The organism is Streptomyces sp. RLA012 (assembly GCF_056270325.1).
In genome coordinates this window covers 2,599,238-2,616,167 of sequence record NZ_JBWDPA010000002.1, presented here as the reverse complement: position 1 = coordinate 2,616,167, position 16,930 = coordinate 2,599,238, and the positions used below count along the sequence as shown (strand labels likewise).

General features: G+C 67.4%; 16 protein-coding genes and 3 pseudogenes. 9 read left to right on the top strand and 10 right to left on the bottom strand.

Annotation, left to right across the window (positions count from 1 at the left end):
• Positions 1 to 138: 138 nt before the first annotated feature.
• Complete coding sequence (locus RV986_RS12180; RefSeq protein ID WP_475917402.1) at positions 139 to 990, top strand: helix-turn-helix domain-containing protein; 852 nt, start codon at positions 139 to 141, stop codon at positions 988 to 990.
• A gap of 9 nt (positions 991 to 999) precedes the next feature.
• Positions 1,000 to 1,206: a DUF397 domain-containing protein gene (locus RV986_RS12175; protein ID WP_475917401.1), complete on the top strand. Its 207-nt coding sequence runs from the start codon at positions 1,000 to 1,002 to the stop codon at positions 1,204 to 1,206.
• Here the strand turns inward: RV986_RS12175 and RV986_RS12170 are convergent.
• Positions 1,187 to 1,417 carry a hypothetical protein gene (locus RV986_RS12170; RefSeq protein WP_475917400.1) on the bottom strand — a complete coding sequence of 77 codons (231 nt, stop codon included), beginning with the start codon at positions 1,415 to 1,417 and terminating at the stop codon, positions 1,187 to 1,189. The genes RV986_RS12175 and RV986_RS12170 overlap by 20 nt on opposite strands.
• Before the next feature lie 74 nt (positions 1,418 to 1,491).
• On the bottom strand, positions 1,492 to 2,250 hold the full coding sequence (locus tag RV986_RS12165; RefSeq protein ID WP_475917399.1) for a hypothetical protein: 759 nt from the start codon (positions 2,248 to 2,250) through the stop codon (positions 1,492 to 1,494).
• A 152-nt stretch (positions 2,251 to 2,402) separates the two neighbouring features.
• Between RV986_RS12165 and RV986_RS12160 the strand changes: the two are divergent.
• Positions 2,403 to 3,020, top strand: a pseudogene (locus tag RV986_RS12160) (tyrosine-type recombinase/integrase); the annotation flags it as partial.
• A gap of 82 nt (positions 3,021 to 3,102) precedes the next feature.
• Here RV986_RS12160 and RV986_RS12155 read toward each other — a convergent pair.
• The 5 genes and pseudogenes from RV986_RS12155 to RV986_RS12135 all read right to left on the bottom strand — a co-directional run bounded on the left by RV986_RS12155 (position 3,103) and on the right by RV986_RS12135 (position 4,970).
• Positions 3,103 to 3,492, bottom strand: coding sequence for a hypothetical protein (locus RV986_RS12155; protein WP_475917398.1), 390 nt, complete (start codon positions 3,490 to 3,492; stop codon positions 3,103 to 3,105).
• Positions 3,492 to 3,830, bottom strand: a complete 339-nt coding sequence (locus RV986_RS12150; protein WP_475917397.1) for a hypothetical protein — start codon at positions 3,828 to 3,830, stop codon at positions 3,492 to 3,494. Before RV986_RS12150 ends, RV986_RS12155 begins: the two co-directional genes overlap by 1 nt.
• Before the next feature lie 170 nt (positions 3,831 to 4,000).
• A pseudogene (locus RV986_RS12145) lies at positions 4,001 to 4,216 on the bottom strand (helix-turn-helix domain-containing protein); the annotation flags it as partial.
• A gap of 35 nt (positions 4,217 to 4,251) precedes the next feature.
• Positions 4,252 to 4,590: a helix-turn-helix domain-containing protein gene (locus RV986_RS12140; RefSeq protein WP_200305578.1), complete on the bottom strand. Its 339-nt coding sequence runs from the start codon at positions 4,588 to 4,590 to the stop codon at positions 4,252 to 4,254.
• Positions 4,587 to 4,970: a type II toxin-antitoxin system RelE/ParE family toxin gene (locus RV986_RS12135; RefSeq protein WP_475917396.1), complete on the bottom strand. Its 384-nt coding sequence runs from the start codon at positions 4,968 to 4,970 to the stop codon at positions 4,587 to 4,589. The genes RV986_RS12140 and RV986_RS12135 overlap by 4 nt, the downstream gene beginning before the upstream one ends.
• 1,095 nt (positions 4,971 to 6,065) lie before the next feature.
• Between RV986_RS12135 and ltrA (RV986_RS12130) the strand changes: the two genes are divergently transcribed.
• On the top strand, positions 6,066 to 7,832 hold the full coding sequence (ltrA, locus tag RV986_RS12130; protein WP_475917395.1) for a group II intron reverse transcriptase/maturase: 1,767 nt from the start codon (positions 6,066 to 6,068) through the stop codon (positions 7,830 to 7,832).
• A 424-nt stretch (positions 7,833 to 8,256) separates the two neighbouring features.
• The gene (locus tag RV986_RS12125) at positions 8,257 to 10,032 is read left to right on the top strand and encodes an IS481 family transposase (protein WP_475924259.1); all 1,776 of its coding nucleotides are present in this window, start codon (positions 8,257 to 8,259) and stop codon (positions 10,030 to 10,032) included.
• Positions 10,033 to 10,133: 101 nt separating this feature from the next.
• Here RV986_RS12125 and RV986_RS12120 read toward each other — a convergent pair whose 3' ends face one another.
• Complete coding sequence (locus RV986_RS12120; protein WP_475917394.1) at positions 10,134 to 10,565, bottom strand: winged helix-turn-helix domain-containing protein; 432 nt, start codon at positions 10,563 to 10,565, stop codon at positions 10,134 to 10,136.
• 320 nt (positions 10,566 to 10,885) lie between these two features.
• On the opposite strand from RV986_RS12120, the gene RV986_RS12115 reads away from it, so the two are divergent.
• Genes RV986_RS12115 through RV986_RS12105 form a run of 3 tightly spaced genes read left to right on the top strand, consistent with a single transcriptional unit; the run spans position 10,886 to position 14,060 of the window.
• Positions 10,886 to 12,637: a replication initiator gene (locus RV986_RS12115; protein WP_475917393.1), complete on the top strand. Its 1,752-nt coding sequence runs from the start codon at positions 10,886 to 10,888 to the stop codon at positions 12,635 to 12,637.
• On the top strand, positions 12,634 to 12,825 hold the full coding sequence (locus RV986_RS12110) for a helix-turn-helix domain-containing protein (RefSeq protein ID WP_155058002.1): 192 nt from the start codon (positions 12,634 to 12,636) through the stop codon (positions 12,823 to 12,825). Before RV986_RS12115 ends, RV986_RS12110 begins: the two co-directional genes overlap by 4 nt.
• The gene (locus RV986_RS12105; RefSeq protein WP_475917392.1) at positions 12,825 to 14,060 is read left to right on the top strand and encodes a site-specific integrase; all 1,236 of its coding nucleotides are present in this window, start codon (positions 12,825 to 12,827) and stop codon (positions 14,058 to 14,060) included. The genes RV986_RS12110 and RV986_RS12105 overlap by 1 nt, the downstream gene beginning before the upstream one ends.
• On the opposite strand, the gene ltrA (RV986_RS12100) is transcribed toward RV986_RS12105, so the two are convergent.
• Positions 14,002 to 15,387 carry a group II intron reverse transcriptase/maturase gene (gene ltrA, locus RV986_RS12100; RefSeq protein ID WP_475917391.1) on the bottom strand — a complete coding sequence of 462 codons (1,386 nt, stop codon included), beginning with the start codon at positions 15,385 to 15,387 and terminating at the stop codon, positions 14,002 to 14,004. The two genes, RV986_RS12105 and ltrA (RV986_RS12100), sit on opposite strands and share 59 nt — an antisense overlap.
• Before the next feature lie 661 nt (positions 15,388 to 16,048).
• Between ltrA (RV986_RS12100) and RV986_RS12095 the strand changes: the two are divergent.
• Positions 16,049 to 16,297: pseudogene (locus tag RV986_RS12095) on the top strand (tyrosine-type recombinase/integrase); the annotation flags it as partial.
• Positions 16,298 to 16,413: 116 nt separating this feature from the next.
• Here RV986_RS12095 and RV986_RS12090 read toward each other — a convergent pair.
• Positions 16,414 to 16,920 carry a hypothetical protein gene (locus RV986_RS12090; RefSeq protein WP_475917390.1) on the bottom strand — a complete coding sequence of 169 codons (507 nt, stop codon included), beginning with the start codon at positions 16,918 to 16,920 and terminating at the stop codon, positions 16,414 to 16,416.
• Between the last annotated feature and the right edge of the window lie 10 nt (positions 16,921 to 16,930).

Here is a 16,930-nt window from a genome sequence, read left to right as displayed (position 1 = left end):
TCCGGTGCCCCGGGGTTTCGCAGCGTGCGCGTCGCGTCACCGACGGTATTTCCTAACTTTAGGAATGCGCAACTTACTGCCGTATTCTGACCCCCGAACGAGGTACACACACGGGGCAGTTGGGACGAGGAGGCAGTCATGCCGCCAAAGAGGCATCTCACGGCCCGCAGGGTGCGGCTGGGTGCTGAACTGCGCAAACTGCGTGAGGCGACGGGCATGAAGGCCCGGGAGGCAGCCGCGCTACTCGGCGCCGATTCCGTCCAGATCAGTCAGATCGAGTCCGGGGTCGCCGGCGTGAGCGCGGAACGCGTGCGCCGTCTCGCCGCCCATTACGCCTGCACGGACGAGGCGTTGGTCGAAGCCCTCACGTCCATGGCGGCCGACCGGACTCGGGGCTGGTGGGAGGAGTACCGAGGGGTGCTGCCGCCGGTGTTCCTGGATGTCGCCGAGTTGGAGCACCACGCGACGTTCCTTCGCGAGGTCGTGACCACTCATGTGCCGGGACTCCTGCAGACCCCTGACTATGCCCGGGCGATCTACTCGTACATGGTCCCGGGGCTGCCCGAGAGCGAGTTGGAACCTCGCGTGGAGCACCGCATGCGGCGAAGCGTCGCGATCGAGGGCGACGCCCCCACTCCGTACGAAACGATCATCCACGAAGTCGCCCTGCGCATCCGCGTCTCCGATCGGCCGGTCGCCCGCGCCCAACTCCGCCAAATCCTGGACAGGATCGAGCGAGGCCACGCCGCCGTACGGATCATCCCCACCGACCAGGACGGCTTCGCCGGGGCCGGAGCCTCCATGATGTACACCGGCGGCCCGGTGCCCCAACTGGACACCGGCTTGCGCGATGCCCCGACGGGCACCGCGTTCATCGACGCCGAGCCCCAACTGAAGCGCCTTCGAACACTGTTCCGTAGGGTGGAAAAGGCGTCGCTGGACCCAGCGGCGTCGCGGGACTTCATCCACCGTCTGTCAAAGGAACTGTGAGGCGTTTCCATGACCCAGACCCTGCACTGGCAGAAGTCCACGTTCTCCGATGGCGGCGACGGCAACACCTGCGTGGAGCTGGCCACCACCGCCACCCGCTCCATCCACCTCCGTGAGAGCGACACTCCCGGCACGCACCTCACCACCACGCCCACCCCTCTCGCCCAACTCCTCCACGGCATAAAGAGGGGCAGACTCACCACGCCCGCGGTCTGACGACCAACCCAGCTTGGCGACCTGGGCATTGGCCGGGTTCGATCGGAAGGCCGAAGTCCTTGCCCGCGAGCATGTGCGCGGTGTTGATCGTGGTGAAGTACCCGAGCGTGGCGCCCTTGCGGAAGACGACCACCTTCACCGGGCCCTCACTGCCGTCGCCCTGCCGAACCGCGGCGGTGAACGCCGTGGCCGGAGCCCCGGTGTCCAACACAGGGCCGGGCTGAGGGAGCGGCGGAAGAGGCTTCGCGGAGCAGCGCTGCGGACCGTCACTCTTCTCGGCTGGTGTCAGCGGTCCGCGGTCGTAAGCTTGACGGTTTGCGGGATCTCCACCTCAGTAGAGCCGACGACGGGGTCGTCTCCGGTGACATTGAAGGTCACGAAGTACTCCACCGTGTTTCCCACACGGCCGACATCCAGATAGAGGGGCAGCGTCTGCTTTCCGACCTTCGTCGTCAGCCGGAGGCCGACGGAACTCTGAGCCGTGAGGTAGTCGTCATAATTCGCCACCCCCACGCGCTCATTGTCATTGCCGCTGGAACCTGTGAAGCCCTTGCAGTCGGAGACCGCGTTCGACAAGTTGGCCATAACCTTGTCGGTGTCCCCGCCGGCATACGAGGCGAGACGAACACGCACCATGACCCCGGAAAGGTTCTTCGCAGCCGCACTGCGCTCCACGGTCGCGACCGGCTTGACGGCTCCGGTTTCACTCAGCGCGTCGGCGACGGGCTGACAGGCCGGTTTGTCAGCCACCATGCGCGCCCCGCCGATGGGACCGGACGGCGACTTCGGAACGGCCACTTCGAAGCCCGGCACATCGCCGCTCTTGACCGCAGCGCTCTCAAGTTGCTTCCGCGTCAGCGCCGCCGTCCCACCGGAGGCAGCCGGCCTCGCGGCCGCAGAAGTCTTCCCCCCTGACGCCGAGGGCTTGCCCGCTTTCGGGTCGTGCCCACCACACCCCGTGGTCAGCAACAGCGAGCTTGCCGCGACCGCAACCAGGGTTAATCCCGCAGACCCGTCCATGAATTCTCTCATCTTTTCCGTCATCAACTCTCATCCATCGGATGCCTGCCAGTTACTGAAAGTTCAGTGAGCGCTTCAGGCATTTCCCGCTCCAAAATATCATAATTCGGCGTGGAAAGTCCCGGCCATCAGTAAGAGGTTGTACTGACGTCCGGTAATGCTTTGACCGCGAGCGATCCGCACGCGACCGCCGACTGCACGCCCTGTTCGAACTTGCTCTCCACGCCGGACTTCACACAGGCGAACTCCTCGGCCTGCGCTGTGAAGACCTCGACCTGGACAGCGGCACCGCCACCATCCACCGCTCCCTCCAGCGCACCCGCACCCAGGGCCTGACCATCCTGCACACCAAGACACTCGCCTCCGAACGCCGCATCGCCCTCCCCACCGAGTGCATCAACTCCCTCAAGATCCACCAGGAACAGCAGCGAGAAGAGTGCCAGGCAGCCGGACCGGACTGGACGGACAACGGGCTCGTCTTCACCACCCCCAACGGCCAGCCACTCGACCCCACCAACCTCACCCGCCGCTTCCGCCGCCTCCTTCACGGCGCAGGGCTCCGGACGATCCGCTTTCACGATCTCCGGCACTCGACCGCGACCCTGCTCCTGGAACAGGGCGTCGACCTCGTCGTCATCAAGGAACTCCTCGGCCACGCCCAGATCGGCGTCACCGCCGGCGTCTACGCCCACGTCCGGCTCCGACTCCAGCGCCAGGCCATCGACACTCTCGGCAACGTCCTCGGCCCGACCGACGCCCCCGGCGGCCCGCCCACCGCAGCCGTTGTCCGCTGACGTTGCCGTCACCGTTCCCGTCAAACGACCGCAGGGTTCTTTGACGGACCCTTCGTTCACCGGAAATGCAACCTGGCAATTCTCACACACTCGGCCGCTTTCCAAAGTAAGGCCTTACCACTCTGGCCAACTTGAGCTGGATTGCACGCAGAATTCGAATGCTCGACTCGTCGCTAAATCCGGTGGTCGTCGACCATTCGTACCCCGAACCCGCAAGATCGCTAACAAAGACAATCTCTGCGGCCAACAATACGCGCGCCCAATCAACCGGGGCTATCGGAATACCGTTTCCGAGTGCGGCACGCAACCTGCCGCATTGGTCGAGCAGATCCTGCACACCTTCGAACCCCATACCAATAGCGAGCTCATCGCCGCATCGAGCCGGACCACCCCATTCCAGGAGTGCGCGCCGCAGCCAGGCGACCTCGTCCACGGTGAGCAGGTCACTCGCCACTGCAGGAATTTCAGGCATCAGTTCAACCCGTCCCAGTAATCGTCAATTGTTCCCGGATCTCGACGGAAGATAGTACCGCCATCTGGATGCATCGGGTCGTGAATCACGATCGTGGACCCATCCTTCCCCTGGTATGCTCTTCGCCCACCACCCAGCGGCTTAGTACGTGCCGGGTTTTGCATCACATCCCGGGTGAGGTCTCCGATATCCTTGGGAGAATGCCCCGGAAAGTCACCGGCATGCTTGCTTCCCGCGTGCCCATTACCGATGTCCGAAGCATCTTCGATGCGTTCCTCGGGGGTACACCAATCGCCGCCTGAATTGTGCACGAGCACCGGCGTCTCGCCCGCCAGCACATAGTACGTGTGCAGGCCAGGCCGCTCCTACCTGCAAGTTTGCTGGTCAGCGGGAGATTTGACAGTCGCCGGATGTTCGTGCTCGTGCGCTGGAGTCTGCTGGTGTTGCCGTCACTACTGCCGTCAGTGGTCTACACCGCCTGGGGAATTCCAGGAATTCCGAATGCGTGTCAAGCGGCTTTGTCGTGCGGGGTGAGGCTGATGGTCAGGTCGGCGCCGAGAGCCTGAGCCAGGCGGCGCAGGAGGGGAAGCGTGGGCACGGTCCCGCCGCCTTCGAAGCGGGAGATCTGCGGCTGCTTCATCCCGCACCGCTCGGCCAGCTCGGCCTGGGACAGCCCGAGCTCGATGCGCCGGTCGTGGACGAGTTGCCCGAGCTCACGTCCGAGCGCGGAAGGCGGGTCCTGCATGGTTCCTCCCCGCCTCAGGCCGCTGGGGCGACGATGGTGACGGTGGGCTCGTCTCCGCCGGCGAGGTGCACGTCCACCGTGAGGTCCAGTGCGCGGGCCAGGCGCATGATGACCGCGATGGGCGGCAGCTCGGTGGCCGTCTCGATGCCTTCGATGTCATCGACGCCGACGTGCATGCGCTCGGCGAGATCAGCCTCGCTCAGACCCAGCTGCTTACGCCGGTCGTAGACGGCCTTGCCCAACGTCATGGCCAGGCCGGCCTCTTCGTAGACCCGGTCGTACTCGGGGTCAGCGTCCAGGTGCTCGCCCAGCAACTGGCGGTGGCGACGGGTCCTCCATTCGCTGTGGTTCATCGGTTCTCCTTGAGGTTGCGGCTGTAGAGGTCGTGCTCAGCGGCGGCTTCATGCTCTGCCTCGCACAATCGCTGTGCGGCGTGGGCACGGTCCACTTCGGCCTGCTCGCGCATCTTGGTCTTGCGGAACACGGTGAGCAGCACGACACGTCGGCCGGGCGCCAGCCAGTAGGTGATCCGCTGATGGGCATCGCCCAGGCGGAAGCGCAGCTCACGGAGCTTGCCGCCCAGATGGCGGGAGTGCGGTTCGTCGAGGATGGTGGGCTGCTCGGCGAGCAGGTCGGCGACGCGTTCGGCCTGCTTGTAGTGATGGGCGGGAATGTTCTCCAGCCACAGCCGCACCTCCGGCTCGATCTCGATCGAGTACCGCCCACTGTCCATATCGCCGATGATATATGGCACGGGGTGCGAGAGCGCGAATACGTAGTTCAGGTCGTGTGCCGTCGCCGCGACCGCAGCCACTCCAGCGTCGCACACCCCCGCACTCCCCCCTTCGTCCTGATGCCACGGCGCCGCCCGCAAACCAGCGGCAACCTGCCGAGGCGGCGCAGGGTCGGCTTCTTTCGGCAGGATCGGGCCCGAGCGGGAGAGGCAGCGTACGGCCGGGCTGGTGCGTCGCCCAGTCTGGCGGCGCGGGGCCGGGGCGGGAGGAGTCGGCCCCCGACGGGCGGCCGGGAGCTTCGCCCCCGCCGGAGGCAACGCCGACCACCGCCCTCGGCGAGTCCGGCGGCGGGCGTGAGGGTCGGCCCCCTGGTCGGCCATGTGCCTGCGATCCGGCCGTAGGACGGTCGTGGGCGACAACTTGCTGTGCGACGTGAGGCCGCACGTTCTGAAGTGAGGTCCGTCTCGTGAAGAGGTTCAGGCACGACAAATCCTCCGGATTAGTGTCTCAAATCTGTCCCCGCGCTCACATGCGTTGCTGGAAACGGCAGGGTGTGAAGCTGAGCGTTCAAGCCCAAGGGCAACTCGGCCATCGAGATGCCACAGGTGAGGGGAAGGCTGGACGGGCGAACTCGCGTGAACCCCTGGTAAATGTCTCGTCATATCGACCCTGCAGATGGTTTGCATTCGGCAGGGAGTGGCCCGCGCTGCGAGGCGCAGACGGCATCCGGCGCAAGCAACGCCGGTTGTGGGACACCGTCGGCCACGGGACAGAGGGGGCGCCCACCCCAGCCGCAACTTCAGCGTGTGGAACACGGAAACCCTGTTGGGGTCCGGAATCGACCGGTAAGCCGACCGCAAGGAAGGCCCAAGTCCCCAGCTGGAACAGGATGACCCAAGAAGCGAACGCCGGTAGGCCGAAAGGCCAGGGGAACACCGAGGAGCGGCCGACTTCACGCGCCTCTGGGCATAACCCGCCGGATACGGGTACTGGTGACCCGGCCCGAAAGGGCGCCGACGTGGGTCAGGTGAGCCTTTGAAGCCCCAACGCAAGGACGCCGGAACCGAAGGACAAGTTGGATGCCGGAGGCGTGGATGAGCACCACAGTGGCAGGAGCAACTGCCCTTGCGCCCGAGGTGAACGGACCAGAGGACGGGAAACTCGACTGGCACGGCATCGACTGGGCCACATGCGGGGAGAACGTACGGCGGCTGAGGCAGCGGATCTTCAAGGCATCGCGGGAAGGGGACCACAAAAGGGTCCGTAACTTGCAGAAGCTCATGCTGCGAAGCCACAGCAACACGCTCGTCAGCGTGAAGCGGGTAACCCAGCAGAGCAGTGGACGAAAAACGGCCGGAATCGACGGGAAACGTGCCCTCACCCCTGAGGCGAGGGCACGGTTGGCGACCGAGACCCATCGGTCGGCACGCCCCTGGAGAGCCCTGCCGGTGAAGCGTGTGTACATCCCCAAAGCCAACGGGAAGCAGCGCCCGCTCGGCATCCCGGTCATCGGTGACCGGGTGCTCCAGGCCCGCGTGAAGAACGCGCTGGAGCCCGAGTGGGAGGCGCGATTCGAGGCGAGATCCTACGGGTTCCGCCCTGGTCGCAGCTGTCAGGACGCCATCGCGGCCATCCGGGCCTCGGCCCGAGGAAAGCTGGCCAAGCGCCGCTGGGCGCTGGATGCCGACCTGGAAGGGGCCTTCGACCGAATCAGTCACGACCACCTGAACGCCATGATCGGGCAGTTCCCCGCCAGGGACCTGATCCGCGGATGGCTGCGGGCCGGCGTGATGGAGAACGGGCGATGGGCACCGACCGTGGAGGGAACTCCACAGGGCGGTGTCATCAGCCCCTTGCTGCTGAACATCGCGCTCCACGGGATGGAGCAGGCAGCGGGATTCCGATACGAGCGGAACAAGGCCCGAAAGGGCTGCACCGCCTCCGGAGTACCCGTATTGATCCGATACGCCGACGACTTCGTGGTCCTGTGCCACACCGAGGAAGAGGCATACCGGGTCAAGAAGGAACTGACGGACTGGCTTGCTCCCAGAGGTCTCTGCTTCAACGAGGCGAAGACTCGGGTCGTACACCTCGACGAGGGGTTCGACTTTCTGGGATTCACCGTGCAGCGGCACGGCGAAAGCCTGTCCATCAGGCCGAGTAGAGAGGCTTGCAAAAAGCTCCGGAGACGGCTCCGGGAGGAAATGCTGCGCTTGCGCGGCGCCAACTCCCTCGCCGTGCTGGCCAAGTTCGTCCCGATCGTTCGGGGATGGACCGCCTACTACCGGGGCGTGGCCTGTAATCGAGCGTTCAACTCGATGGACTACTACATGTTCAAGCTCCTCTACAAGTGGGCGAAGCGCGGCCACGAGAACCGCTCGGGGCTGTGGATCAAGAACCACTATTTCGGCAGGTTCAACAAGGCCCGGCAGGATAAGTGGGTTTTCGGTGACCGGCATACGGGTGCCTATCTCTCCAAGTATGCCTGGGTCCGCCACGCCAGATACATCCCGGTGAAGGGGGCCGCATCGCCGGACGATCCGTCCCTTGCGGGGTACTGGCAGGCCCGTCGCCGCCTGAAAACGCCTCCGCCGATGGACAAGACCAGCTTGTACCTGGCGGCCCGGCAGAAGGGCGTATGCCCGCTCTGCCGACAGGCGTTGATCAGCGGAGCCGAATACGAACCGGACAGCCCACGGGAGTGGATTGAATGGTTCGCGGCGTCGAAGAAGATGCTCAACAAGCATCACTTCGTTTACCGCCGAGACGGCGGCACGGACCAACGAACCAACCTTCGCCTGGTACACACCGAGTGCCACCGCCAGCATCATGCGGGTGACAGCAAGCGGACTCAGAGGTAGCCCGTTCGGGTGATGCCCTCGGGGCTTGCTTGAGCCGGATGCGATGAAAGTCGCACGTCCGGTTCTGAGGGGGCCGGGGCGCAGCAATGCGCTCCGGCTACCCGACCCGCCAGGAGCCCGGTTCCGGTCATCCCGGCAATCTGGCCGGTTGCCGCTCTCGCAGTCCTGGACCGTTCCCTTGCCGGGGCGGCCGGCCTTCCGAGCGAACGGCGGGCTTGTCGGCGACGGCGGTCAGCCAATGCGGGCGAGGCCCGCCTTGAACCTCGTAGAGAAAATCTGAACGCACGCCCCGGGCCGCCCCGTGTCTTGTCTCGGTTGATGCTTGACGTTGTGGCTTCACCTGATGCTTGACACCGCTTGCCTCGGCTTGGCTGTGTGCGTCGTATCGGCGCGTGCAGGGAGGGCTGGGGCCGTGCTGGTGGAGTTGAGCGTGGTCGAGCAGCGGTATCACGCGGTGATGGAGGTTGCCGCGGGGGTTGCGGTCACTCAAGTCGCGGCCCGGTATGGGGTGTCGAGGCAGTCGGTGCACTCATGGGTGCGCAAGTACGAGCAATCCGGTCTGCCGGGGCTGGCGGACCGGTCGCACCGGCCGGCTTCGTGTCCGCACCGGATCGCCGGAGAGGTGGAGGCGGTGGTCTGTGAACTGCGGCGCCGACATCCCGGCTGGGGTCCGCGCAGGCTGGTGCACGAACTGGAACGCAGGGGCATCACACCGACGCCGTCTCGGGCGACGGTCTATCGGGTTCTGATCCGTAACGGTCTGATCGAGCCGGGGGTCCGTCGTCGGCGCCGGTCGGATTACCGCAGGTGGGAGCGGTCGACGGCGATGGAACTGTGGCAGATGGACATCGTCGGCGGCCTCCTGCTGGCGGATGGCAGCGAGTGCAAGGTGGTCACCGGGATCGACGACCACTCGCGGTTCATGGTGATCGCGAAGGTGGTGCAGCGGGCCACGGCCCGGGCGGTCTGTTCGGCCTTCGGGGAGGCGCTGGTGCGGTTCGGAGTGCCCGAGGAGGTGCTGACCGACAACGGCAAGCAGTTCACCGCCCGCTTCAGTCCCGGCAAGCCGGGAGAGGCGATGTTCGACCGGATCTGCCGGGAGAACGGCATCACCCACCGGCTCACGCGACCGCAGTCCCCGACCACCACCGGGAAGATCGAACGCTTCCACCAGACCCTGCGGCGTGAACTCCTCGACCAGCGTGATCCGTTCGCCGACCTGGCCACCGCGCAGGCGACGGTGGATTCCTGGCTGGAGGACTACAACGGGATGCGGCCCCATCAGTCCCTGGAGATGGCCGTCCCGGCCAGCCGCTTCGTCCCCCGGCCGCGGTCCGAGCAGGATGCCCTGCCGGTGGTGCTGCCCGTCCGCCTCGACCCGGTATCCGCCCCGGCCTCGGCGGAACCACCACCGGAGACGGTGCCGCGGGCCTGGCCGATGACCGAAGGCGAAGCGGGTGTGATCGAGCTGGAGCGGGTGGTTCCCGCTTCGGGCAACCTGAGCCTGCGCGGGCAGCAGATCTGGTTCGGCCCGGCCCTGGCCGGCACCACGGTGACCCTGCGGATCGACGTGAACCGGCTGCACGTCCTGATCGGCGGCGGCCGGCACAAGACACTGCCTTCGAAGCTGTCCGGCCGTGACCTCAAAGCCCTGCTGGCAGGCGGAGATGCCCGGCCCGCCGGACCCTGGGCGGAGGAACCCGGACCGGCCAGGGACACGAAGGGGGCGGTGGAGGTGGACCGCACCGTGAATGCCGTCGGCTACGTCGGCCTGGCAGGCGACAAGGTCCTGATCGGCTGGCCGTTCGCCGGACAACGGGTCACCCTCCGCCTCGACGGCAGGGTCCTCCAGGTCCTCGACGAGCAGCGTGTCCTGCAGGCCACCCTGCCCAGCCCACTGCCGGCCTCGGCCTGCGGGCGGCTGCAAGGAAGCCGTCCGGCCGGGCCGCCTCCCCAGCTGCCACCGCCCGCCGAACAGGTCACCGAGCGGACCGTCAGCAGCGTCGGCGGGTTCATGGTCGCCGGACAGCGCATCCAGCTCGGCCGCGGCTACGCCCACCAGGTCATCACCGCCCACCTGGCCGAGGACGTCATCCGCGTCTTCCACGGCCCCGAGCTGATCACCACCGTCCCGCGTGTCACCAGGAAGGAGGTGGTCGTCCGCAAGTCCGGCGAACACAACCGCCGGAAGATCGTCTAGGGCAGACGTCAAGCATCACCCGACGCCAACCCGTCAACCATCAACTGAGACTCGACACCCCGGGCCGCCCCGGGCCGCCCCGGGCCGCCCGGCACGGCGGGTCAGCGGCCCCGCCCGCCGCCGCCCGACTCCAGCGCCTCGACACGAGCGCAAAGGTCGGCGATCTGCTCGACGGCATCGGCCAGTGCCCGTTCCAACGCCTCGACGCGGGCCGCCGCCCCGCTGACGAGTGCGGTCGCCTCCGGGCTGTCTAGGTCATCAGCATCGTCTACGCCGTGGTCGCGGTGGGCGACGAAGGCACCCTTGCCGGGGCGGGAGACCGCCCACCCGTCCTGTTTCAGCAGGGCCATAGCCTTCTGCACGGTCAGGCTCGACGCCCCAAACTCCTGCATCAGCATGGCTTGCGTCGGCAGCGCGTCCCCCGGCCGCAGCCCGCCGGAGCGGATCCGCTCGCGCACGGTCTCGGCGACGACCTCGAACGTCAGCGGTACCCCGCCACCCGCCGGCCTGCGCCCGCGCCTCGCCGCCACCACGCCCGGTCACCCCCGCTTTCCACGCCCTCTACCAGCACAATCCGGCCCGGCCAAACCGGGAAACCGGCCCCACACTACCCGCGTCCCACCGCCCACAGAAAGGAATGAGGAGGGATGCACTTGAATGCGCCAGTGGGGCGATGTTAACGTCACGCACTCGCCGGTGATCACCACCGCGCCCCGCCGACCAGCCCTCACTGGTCCGGCCCCCGCGCCCAACTCTGAGGCGCCCCGTTCCCCTGTGAGCCGATCACTTCGGCCTGCCCACGCCATCCCGCGCCGTACCGCTTCCGCGCTCCCGCCGAAAGGCCTCTTTCCGCATGCCCGCACAGCTTCAACTCTCGTATCCCGCGACCGTTCCAACCGCCTCGCGTCCGTCGTCGGCGTTCACGACGCCGACCTACCCGGCGGACGTCACCGCCTCTGCGGCGGCAGGGCGGGCGCTGGAGCGTCGCGCCCGGCTCACCGCCAAGCTGGCGAAGCTCGCCGCCACCGGCCAACTCGCAGCCCTCGCACGACAGATAAACGGACTCGGCGGCTGCGCGCACCCGATCCGCCTCACCGGCCACCGCACCCGACTCGACAGCGCGACCGGCGAGATCTTCGACCACCTCGACTCCGGCCAACTCCCGGCGGGCGAACTGCTGATCCGCTGCGGCAACCGCCGCGCCACCCGCTGCCCCGCCTCCTCCACCGTCTACCGCTACGACACCTACCAACTCATCGCCGCCGGACTCCGCGGCGGCAAGACCGTCCCGGCAGGTGTCGCCGCACACCCCCGCATCTTCGCCACCCTCACCGCACCCGGCTTCGGCCCCGTCCACAACCAGCCCGACACCAGTCGCTGTCACTGCGGCCAAGTCCACCCCGACGACGACCCGCTCCTTGGCACGCCGCTCGACCCCGAGCGGTACGACTACGCGGGCACGGTCCTGTGGAACGCGCACGCCCCGGCCCTGTGGGCCCGGGCGCACGCCCCGGCCCTGTGGGCCCGCTTCACCACCCACCTACGGCGGGAGATCGCCAAGGCTGCAGGGCTCACGCAGCGGGCCCTGCGCGATCACGCCACCCTCTCGTACGCCAAGGTCGCCGAGTACCAGAAACGGGGCCAGGTCCACTTCCACGCCGTCATCCGCCTCGACGGACCCACCGGCCCCACCAGCACCCCGCCCGCGTGGGCCACCACCCGGCTCCTCGACCGCGCCGTTGCCGCCGCCGCACGCACCCGCGTCGCGCATGAGGGCGAACCGCCGAAGCGACCGCAGTCCGCTGGGGACATCCCCGCATCCCCGCCCCAAGACTCAGATCGGGCGGGGCGGTTGGTGTTCCGGTTCGGGCGGCAGATCGACGTCCGGGCGATCCGCGGCGCCGACTTCACCGGCGGCGGCCCGGTCACCGACCGGCACGTCGCCGCCTACATCGCCAAGTACGCCACCAAGGGCGCCGAGACCACCACTGGCACCCTCGACCGCCGCCTCCGCTTCCTCGCCGAGCTGCACAAGTACGACATCACCGACCACGCCCGCCGCATGATCCACACCGCCTGGCACCTCGCGACCAACCGCCGGCACGCCCACCTCCGCCTGCGTCAATGGGCCCACATGCTCGGCTTCCGCGGCCACTTCTCCACCCGCACCCGCCACTACTCCACCACCCTCGCCCACCTGCGAGCCGAACGCACCGCCTGGCGAACCGGCCGACCCGACACCCAGACCCCAACCCCGGCGTCGGCTGAGACGCAGACCGGCCAGACGGACGGCAGTCAGGTCAGCGACGACGCCGGACACCTCACTGACCTGGCCGCCGGTCACCGCAACATCGCCGGTCAGCGCGTGGCTTCGGACACGACGCTGGTCATCTCCCACTGGCAGTTCGCCGGAACCGGCCTCCTGCCCGAACTCGAACACCTCGCCGACCTCCTGGCCGCAAAACGGCAGACCCGGCCCGAGCAACCGACCCGAACCCGCCACTCGGAGCGCCGAGGTGACCGCGCCGGTCAGTCCGCCGGTCACCCGGTCGGCTACGCCACTCATCGGCTGACCAGCACTGTCCGGACGGGGGCCCTCGCGTGACCGCCGGCACCGAACTCCTCACCGTCCCCCAGGTCATGGAACGCCTCCAACTCGGCCGCACCGCTGTCTACGACCTCATCCGCACCCGGCAACTCCCCTCCATCACCCTCGGCCGCGCCCGCCGCATCCCCGCCCCCGCGCTCGACTCCCTCATCACCACCCGACTCGAACAGGAAGCCGCCGCCTGATGACCACGCCCCGCGACACCCCCGCCTCTCGCCGTGTGCGCGCCAACGGCGACGGCACTGTCTACCAGCGCAAGGACGGCCGCTGGGAAGCCGCCGGATACGTCCTCGCCCCCGGGAACACCCGCAAGCGCGTCCGCGTCTACGGCACCACCCGCAAGGAGGCTCTGGCCAAGCTCACCGAGAAGATCGCCGCCAGCAACCGCGGCCTCCCCGTCCCTTCCGCTCAGGGCAGCGTGGCCGCGTATCTGACGTACTGGCTGGAGAACATCGCCGTACATCAGCTCCGCGAGAACACCCACACGCGATACGCCGCCTGCGTCGACCGGTACCTGATCCCCGGCCTGGGCAAGAAGAGGCTCACCAAGATCACCGCCAAGGACGTCCGCACCTGGCTCAACCAGCTCCGCACCACCTGCCAGTGCTGCTCACGCGGCATCGACGCCGACCGCGATCAGCCCCGCTGCTGCGCCGCCGGAGCATGCTGCTCCAAGCGGCTCTCCCCACTGACGCTCACGTACATCCACTCCGTACTCAAGTCCGCCCTGGAGCACGCCGTCCGCGAGGAAGAGATCCCGCGCAACGTCGCCCGCAACGTCCGCACCGGCACGCCCCGACCCCGCCGCTTCGAGCCCCTCACCGCCGACGAGGCCCGCCAGTTCCTCACGACCACGCGTGGACACCGGTTGCACGCGCTGTTCGAACTCGCCCTCCACACCGGACTCCGCAAGGGCGAACTCCTCGGCCTGCACTGGGAAGACCTCGACCTCGGCTCGGGCACCGCCGCAATCCGTCGCACCCTTCAGCGCACCAGCGCAGGCGGACTCACCACACTGCCCACCAAGACCCGGGCCTCCGAGCGCCGCATCGCCCTCCCCGCCCGCTGCCTCCAGTCGCTGAAGCACCACCACGAACAGCAGCAGCACGAGCGTGAGGCCGCAGGCACCACGTGGCAGCACAACGGGCACGTCTTCACCACTCCCCAGGGCAGGCCGATCGGCCCGACCAACCTCACCCGCACCTTCACCACACTCCTCCGCAAGGCCGGCCTCCGCCGCATCCGCTTGTTGAGTCGGCCCGGGGCGCGGTGCCGGGATTGCTCCCGGTCCGTTTCCCCGGACCGCTCGCCGAACCCGCCGTACCGATCTCTCGGTAACGGGCTCTCCACGGTGTCAGCCGTCAGGCAGTGGCAGGCCAAGGGGTTGGGATCTTGTTGCCCCGGTAGGTGTAGCGGGTGACCGCCACCTTCTCGATCCGGAAGAACTCAATCCCGTCCGCTGCGATCCGCCAGCGCCCGGTGGCGGCGGTCAGATGGCGGCGGAGTTGTCCCCAGCTCCAGCCGTGGCGGGCTCTCAGCAGGTGGGCGAGTCTCCAGAACGTGAAGTCGTCCAGTTTGCTGAAGGTCCGTTTCGCCACGGCATGTTTGAAGTAGTTGGCCCAGCCTCGCATGATCTGGCCCAGCCGGGTCAGGGTCGATGCGAGGTCCCACTGCGATGTCTTGTGCGTCAGGGCACGGATCTTCGCCTTCAACGTCCGGACGGGCCGGGCATCGATGAAGGTGTAGACGTACCACTTGTTCGTCCCCCTCTTGCGTTTCCACCGGATACGGAAGCCGAGGAAGCTGAACCCGTCACTCATGTGGACCACCTGGGTTTTGGCTGGTGACAGCCGCAGCCCCATGGTGGCCAGCACACGGGCGACGTCTTCGCGCAGCGCTTCGGTGTCCTCACGCGAACCATGCACCAAGATCACGAAGTCGTCGGCATAACGGATGATCCGCCACGTCGGCCGGCCACGGGAGTGCCGGTAGGTTCGCTTTCCCCGGGTGGACATCGTCCCGCCGTCCTTCCACGGCGCCATCACGTGCTCGTCGAGCGCGGACAGCGCGATGTTAAAGATCAACGGCGACAGGATGCCGCCCTGGGGTGTGCCGGTATGGGTGTTGCGCTGCTCACCGAGTTCGGTGAGCACACCGGCCTTGAGGAACGCCTTGACCAGGGCCAGCACGCGCTTGTCCTTGACGCGTGTCCGCACTCGGTCCATGACGAAGGAGTGCGAAAGGTTGTCGAAGGCCGCCTCGATGTCCGCGTCCAGCACCCACCGGTAGCCCCGGGTGCCGAAGTGGTGGATCTCGGCGATCGCGTCGTGCGGCCTGCGCCGGGGCCGGAATCCGTAAGAGACCGGCACGAAGTCGGCCTCAAAGATGGGTTCCAGCACCAGTTTCAGCGCTGCTTGGACGACCCGGTCGGCAAGCGTGGGAATGCCCAGCTTGCGGACCTTTCCCGACCCACCCGGCTTGGGGATCTTTCGTTCCCGCACCGGCAGCGGCCGGAACGAGCCGTCCTTGAGGGCGGCCCGCAGATCATCCAGGAAACCGGGGACCCCGATCTCCTCCTCGACCTCAACGGCCGTCAGGCCGTCGACGCCGGGAGTGTTGGCCCCCTGATTGCCCGCGACCCGGACGAACGCCATGATCAACGTGGCCGGGTCGTACACGAAGTTGAACAAGTCATCGAACCGGCGGCCCGGATCGGCCGCCGCCCAACGGTGAAGCTTGGTCTGCATCCCCGATACCCACGTCCACGACCCGCCAGGTCCCGGACGCAGAGCGCCGCCGTTCAGCAGTGCATCTTCCGGCATTACAGTCTCCAGTCCTTCTCGAAACCGCTGCCGCCCTTCCCCATGCGCGCGGGCTTTCCCCGGCTCGGAGTACTACGGCGGCTCCGCCCCGTCCCAGGCCGATCGGCGGTCGGTGAGCCCAGCCCCAACCCCCGAGCTGGATACGCGGGCTGAGGGCAGACCCGGAACGGTTCCCGTGTTCACAGTGATTCGCTCGTCGAAGTAGGAGCCCGACTATGCCCCTGCGGCATCGCTGCGAGTACGCCGCAGTCCTTCCTCGCAGCCTCCCTGGCAGCTCATGCCCACCGCCTCAGGAGTTCCCCGCCCACACGCTCGACGGGTGCGCGCCGCCCCCGGCCCAGATCCACCAGGTTCGAGCCGGTGCCGCATCAAGGGGGTGTCACACGCCGGTTCCTCGCGTACTCCTCTCCGTCCCGCTAGCCGGACCCGCACCATCTGGCAGTACTGGCACGTCCCGGCGTTGTCAGGGCTGCTCCCACCCTCCCCGGCACCACCCGGCTCAGGCTGCCCCCAGCTCCACCGTCCCGCTGCGACGGGATCAGCGGCGAAGGCCTCTCACCCCCACTCGAACCACTGCGCCTCACGGCGCACCCACGACCTCCGCCACTCGACCGCCACCTTGCTCCTGGAACAGGGCGTCGAACTCGTCGTCATCAAGGAGCTCCTCGGCCACGCCCACATCGGCGTCACCGCCACCGTCTACGCCCACGTCCGACTCCGCCTCCAGCGCAACGCCATCGACACCCTCAGCACCGCCCTTGACGGTCCTGCCAACGACGAGTCGACCCGCGACGACGGCGATGACCTCCCGCTGTGCGGAGCCACCGTCCGCTGACGTTGCCGTCAACTGCTGCCGTCACCCCAAGCAGAAGCCCCGCCAGGGCGCACCTGACGGGGCTTCAAATTTGCTGCTGCTATCCAGTGCGAGGGTTGCAGGATCGGGCAGCGAGGCTACACCTCACCCTCCAGCCAACGTTCGAATGGCGCGACCTCCGACAGTTCGAAATTGATCGCCTTCAACCCCCTGGCGAAGTCTTCGGCCAATTTCGAGAGCATCGCGACTAGCTCACTCTGTGCAATGCTCTCGCACTCCGGGCTTGGAACCCAATTGGTCCGTGAATCGCAGTCAATCATCACGAAATCCCCGCTTGGGCGGAAAGTCAAAGTCCTCTCGATACCTTGCGAGTACAGGTCCACCTCGACTTCGCGACGGTCACGCACACCCATCAGGAGCGACGGAAGCTGCTCCATGAAGGCAGACAAGTCATACGCGACATCGAGCGGCCACTCATCACTCCCGAAGCCGCCAATGTGGAACCTGCTGCCTCCAGCATCAGAGAGGGCGCTACACGCCTCCATGACCAGGGTTTCGTAATCGTCACCCGGCTCCAGACCCGCTGAAGCAAGAGCCACTGCACCAGACGGCACGGCCGGATTGAACGACACAGAGAAGCTCATCTCTCCAGCC

What these genes read in the sequence shown, in the direction of transcription:
- RV986_RS12180 (WP_475917402.1), top strand. Translation starts at nt 139, where the DNA reads ATGCCGCCAAAGAGGCATCTCACGGCCCGCAGGGTGCGGCTGGGTGCT.
- RV986_RS12175 (WP_475917401.1), top strand. Translation starts at nt 1,000, where the DNA reads ATGACCCAGACCCTGCACTGGCAGAAGTCCACGTTCTCCGATGGCGGC.
- RV986_RS12165 (WP_475917399.1), bottom strand. Translation starts at nt 2,250, where the DNA reads ATGACGGAAAAGATGAGAGAATTCATGGACGGGTCTGCGGGATTAACC.
- RV986_RS12155 (WP_475917398.1), bottom strand. Translation starts at nt 3,492, where the DNA reads ATGCCTGAAATTCCTGCAGTGGCGAGTGACCTGCTCACCGTGGACGAG.
- RV986_RS12140 (WP_200305578.1), bottom strand. Translation starts at nt 4,590, where the DNA reads ATGAACCACAGCGAATGGAGGACCCGTCGCCACCGCCAGTTGCTGGGC.
- RV986_RS12135 (WP_475917396.1), bottom strand. Translation starts at nt 4,970, where the DNA reads ATGGACAGTGGGCGGTACTCGATCGAGATCGAGCCGGAGGTGCGGCTG.
- ltrA (WP_475917395.1), top strand. Translation starts at nt 6,066, where the DNA reads ATGAGCACCACAGTGGCAGGAGCAACTGCCCTTGCGCCCGAGGTGAAC.
- RV986_RS12115 (WP_475917393.1), top strand. Translation starts at nt 10,886, where the DNA reads ATGCCCGCACAGCTTCAACTCTCGTATCCCGCGACCGTTCCAACCGCC.
- RV986_RS12105 (WP_475917392.1), top strand. Translation starts at nt 12,825, where the DNA reads ATGACCACGCCCCGCGACACCCCCGCCTCTCGCCGTGTGCGCGCCAAC.
- ltrA (WP_475917391.1), bottom strand. Translation starts at nt 15,387, where the DNA reads ATGCAGACCAAGCTTCACCGTTGGGCGGCGGCCGATCCGGGCCGCCGG.
- RV986_RS12090 (WP_475917390.1), bottom strand. Translation starts at nt 16,920, where the DNA reads ATGAGCTTCTCTGTGTCGTTCAATCCGGCCGTGCCGTCTGGTGCAGTG.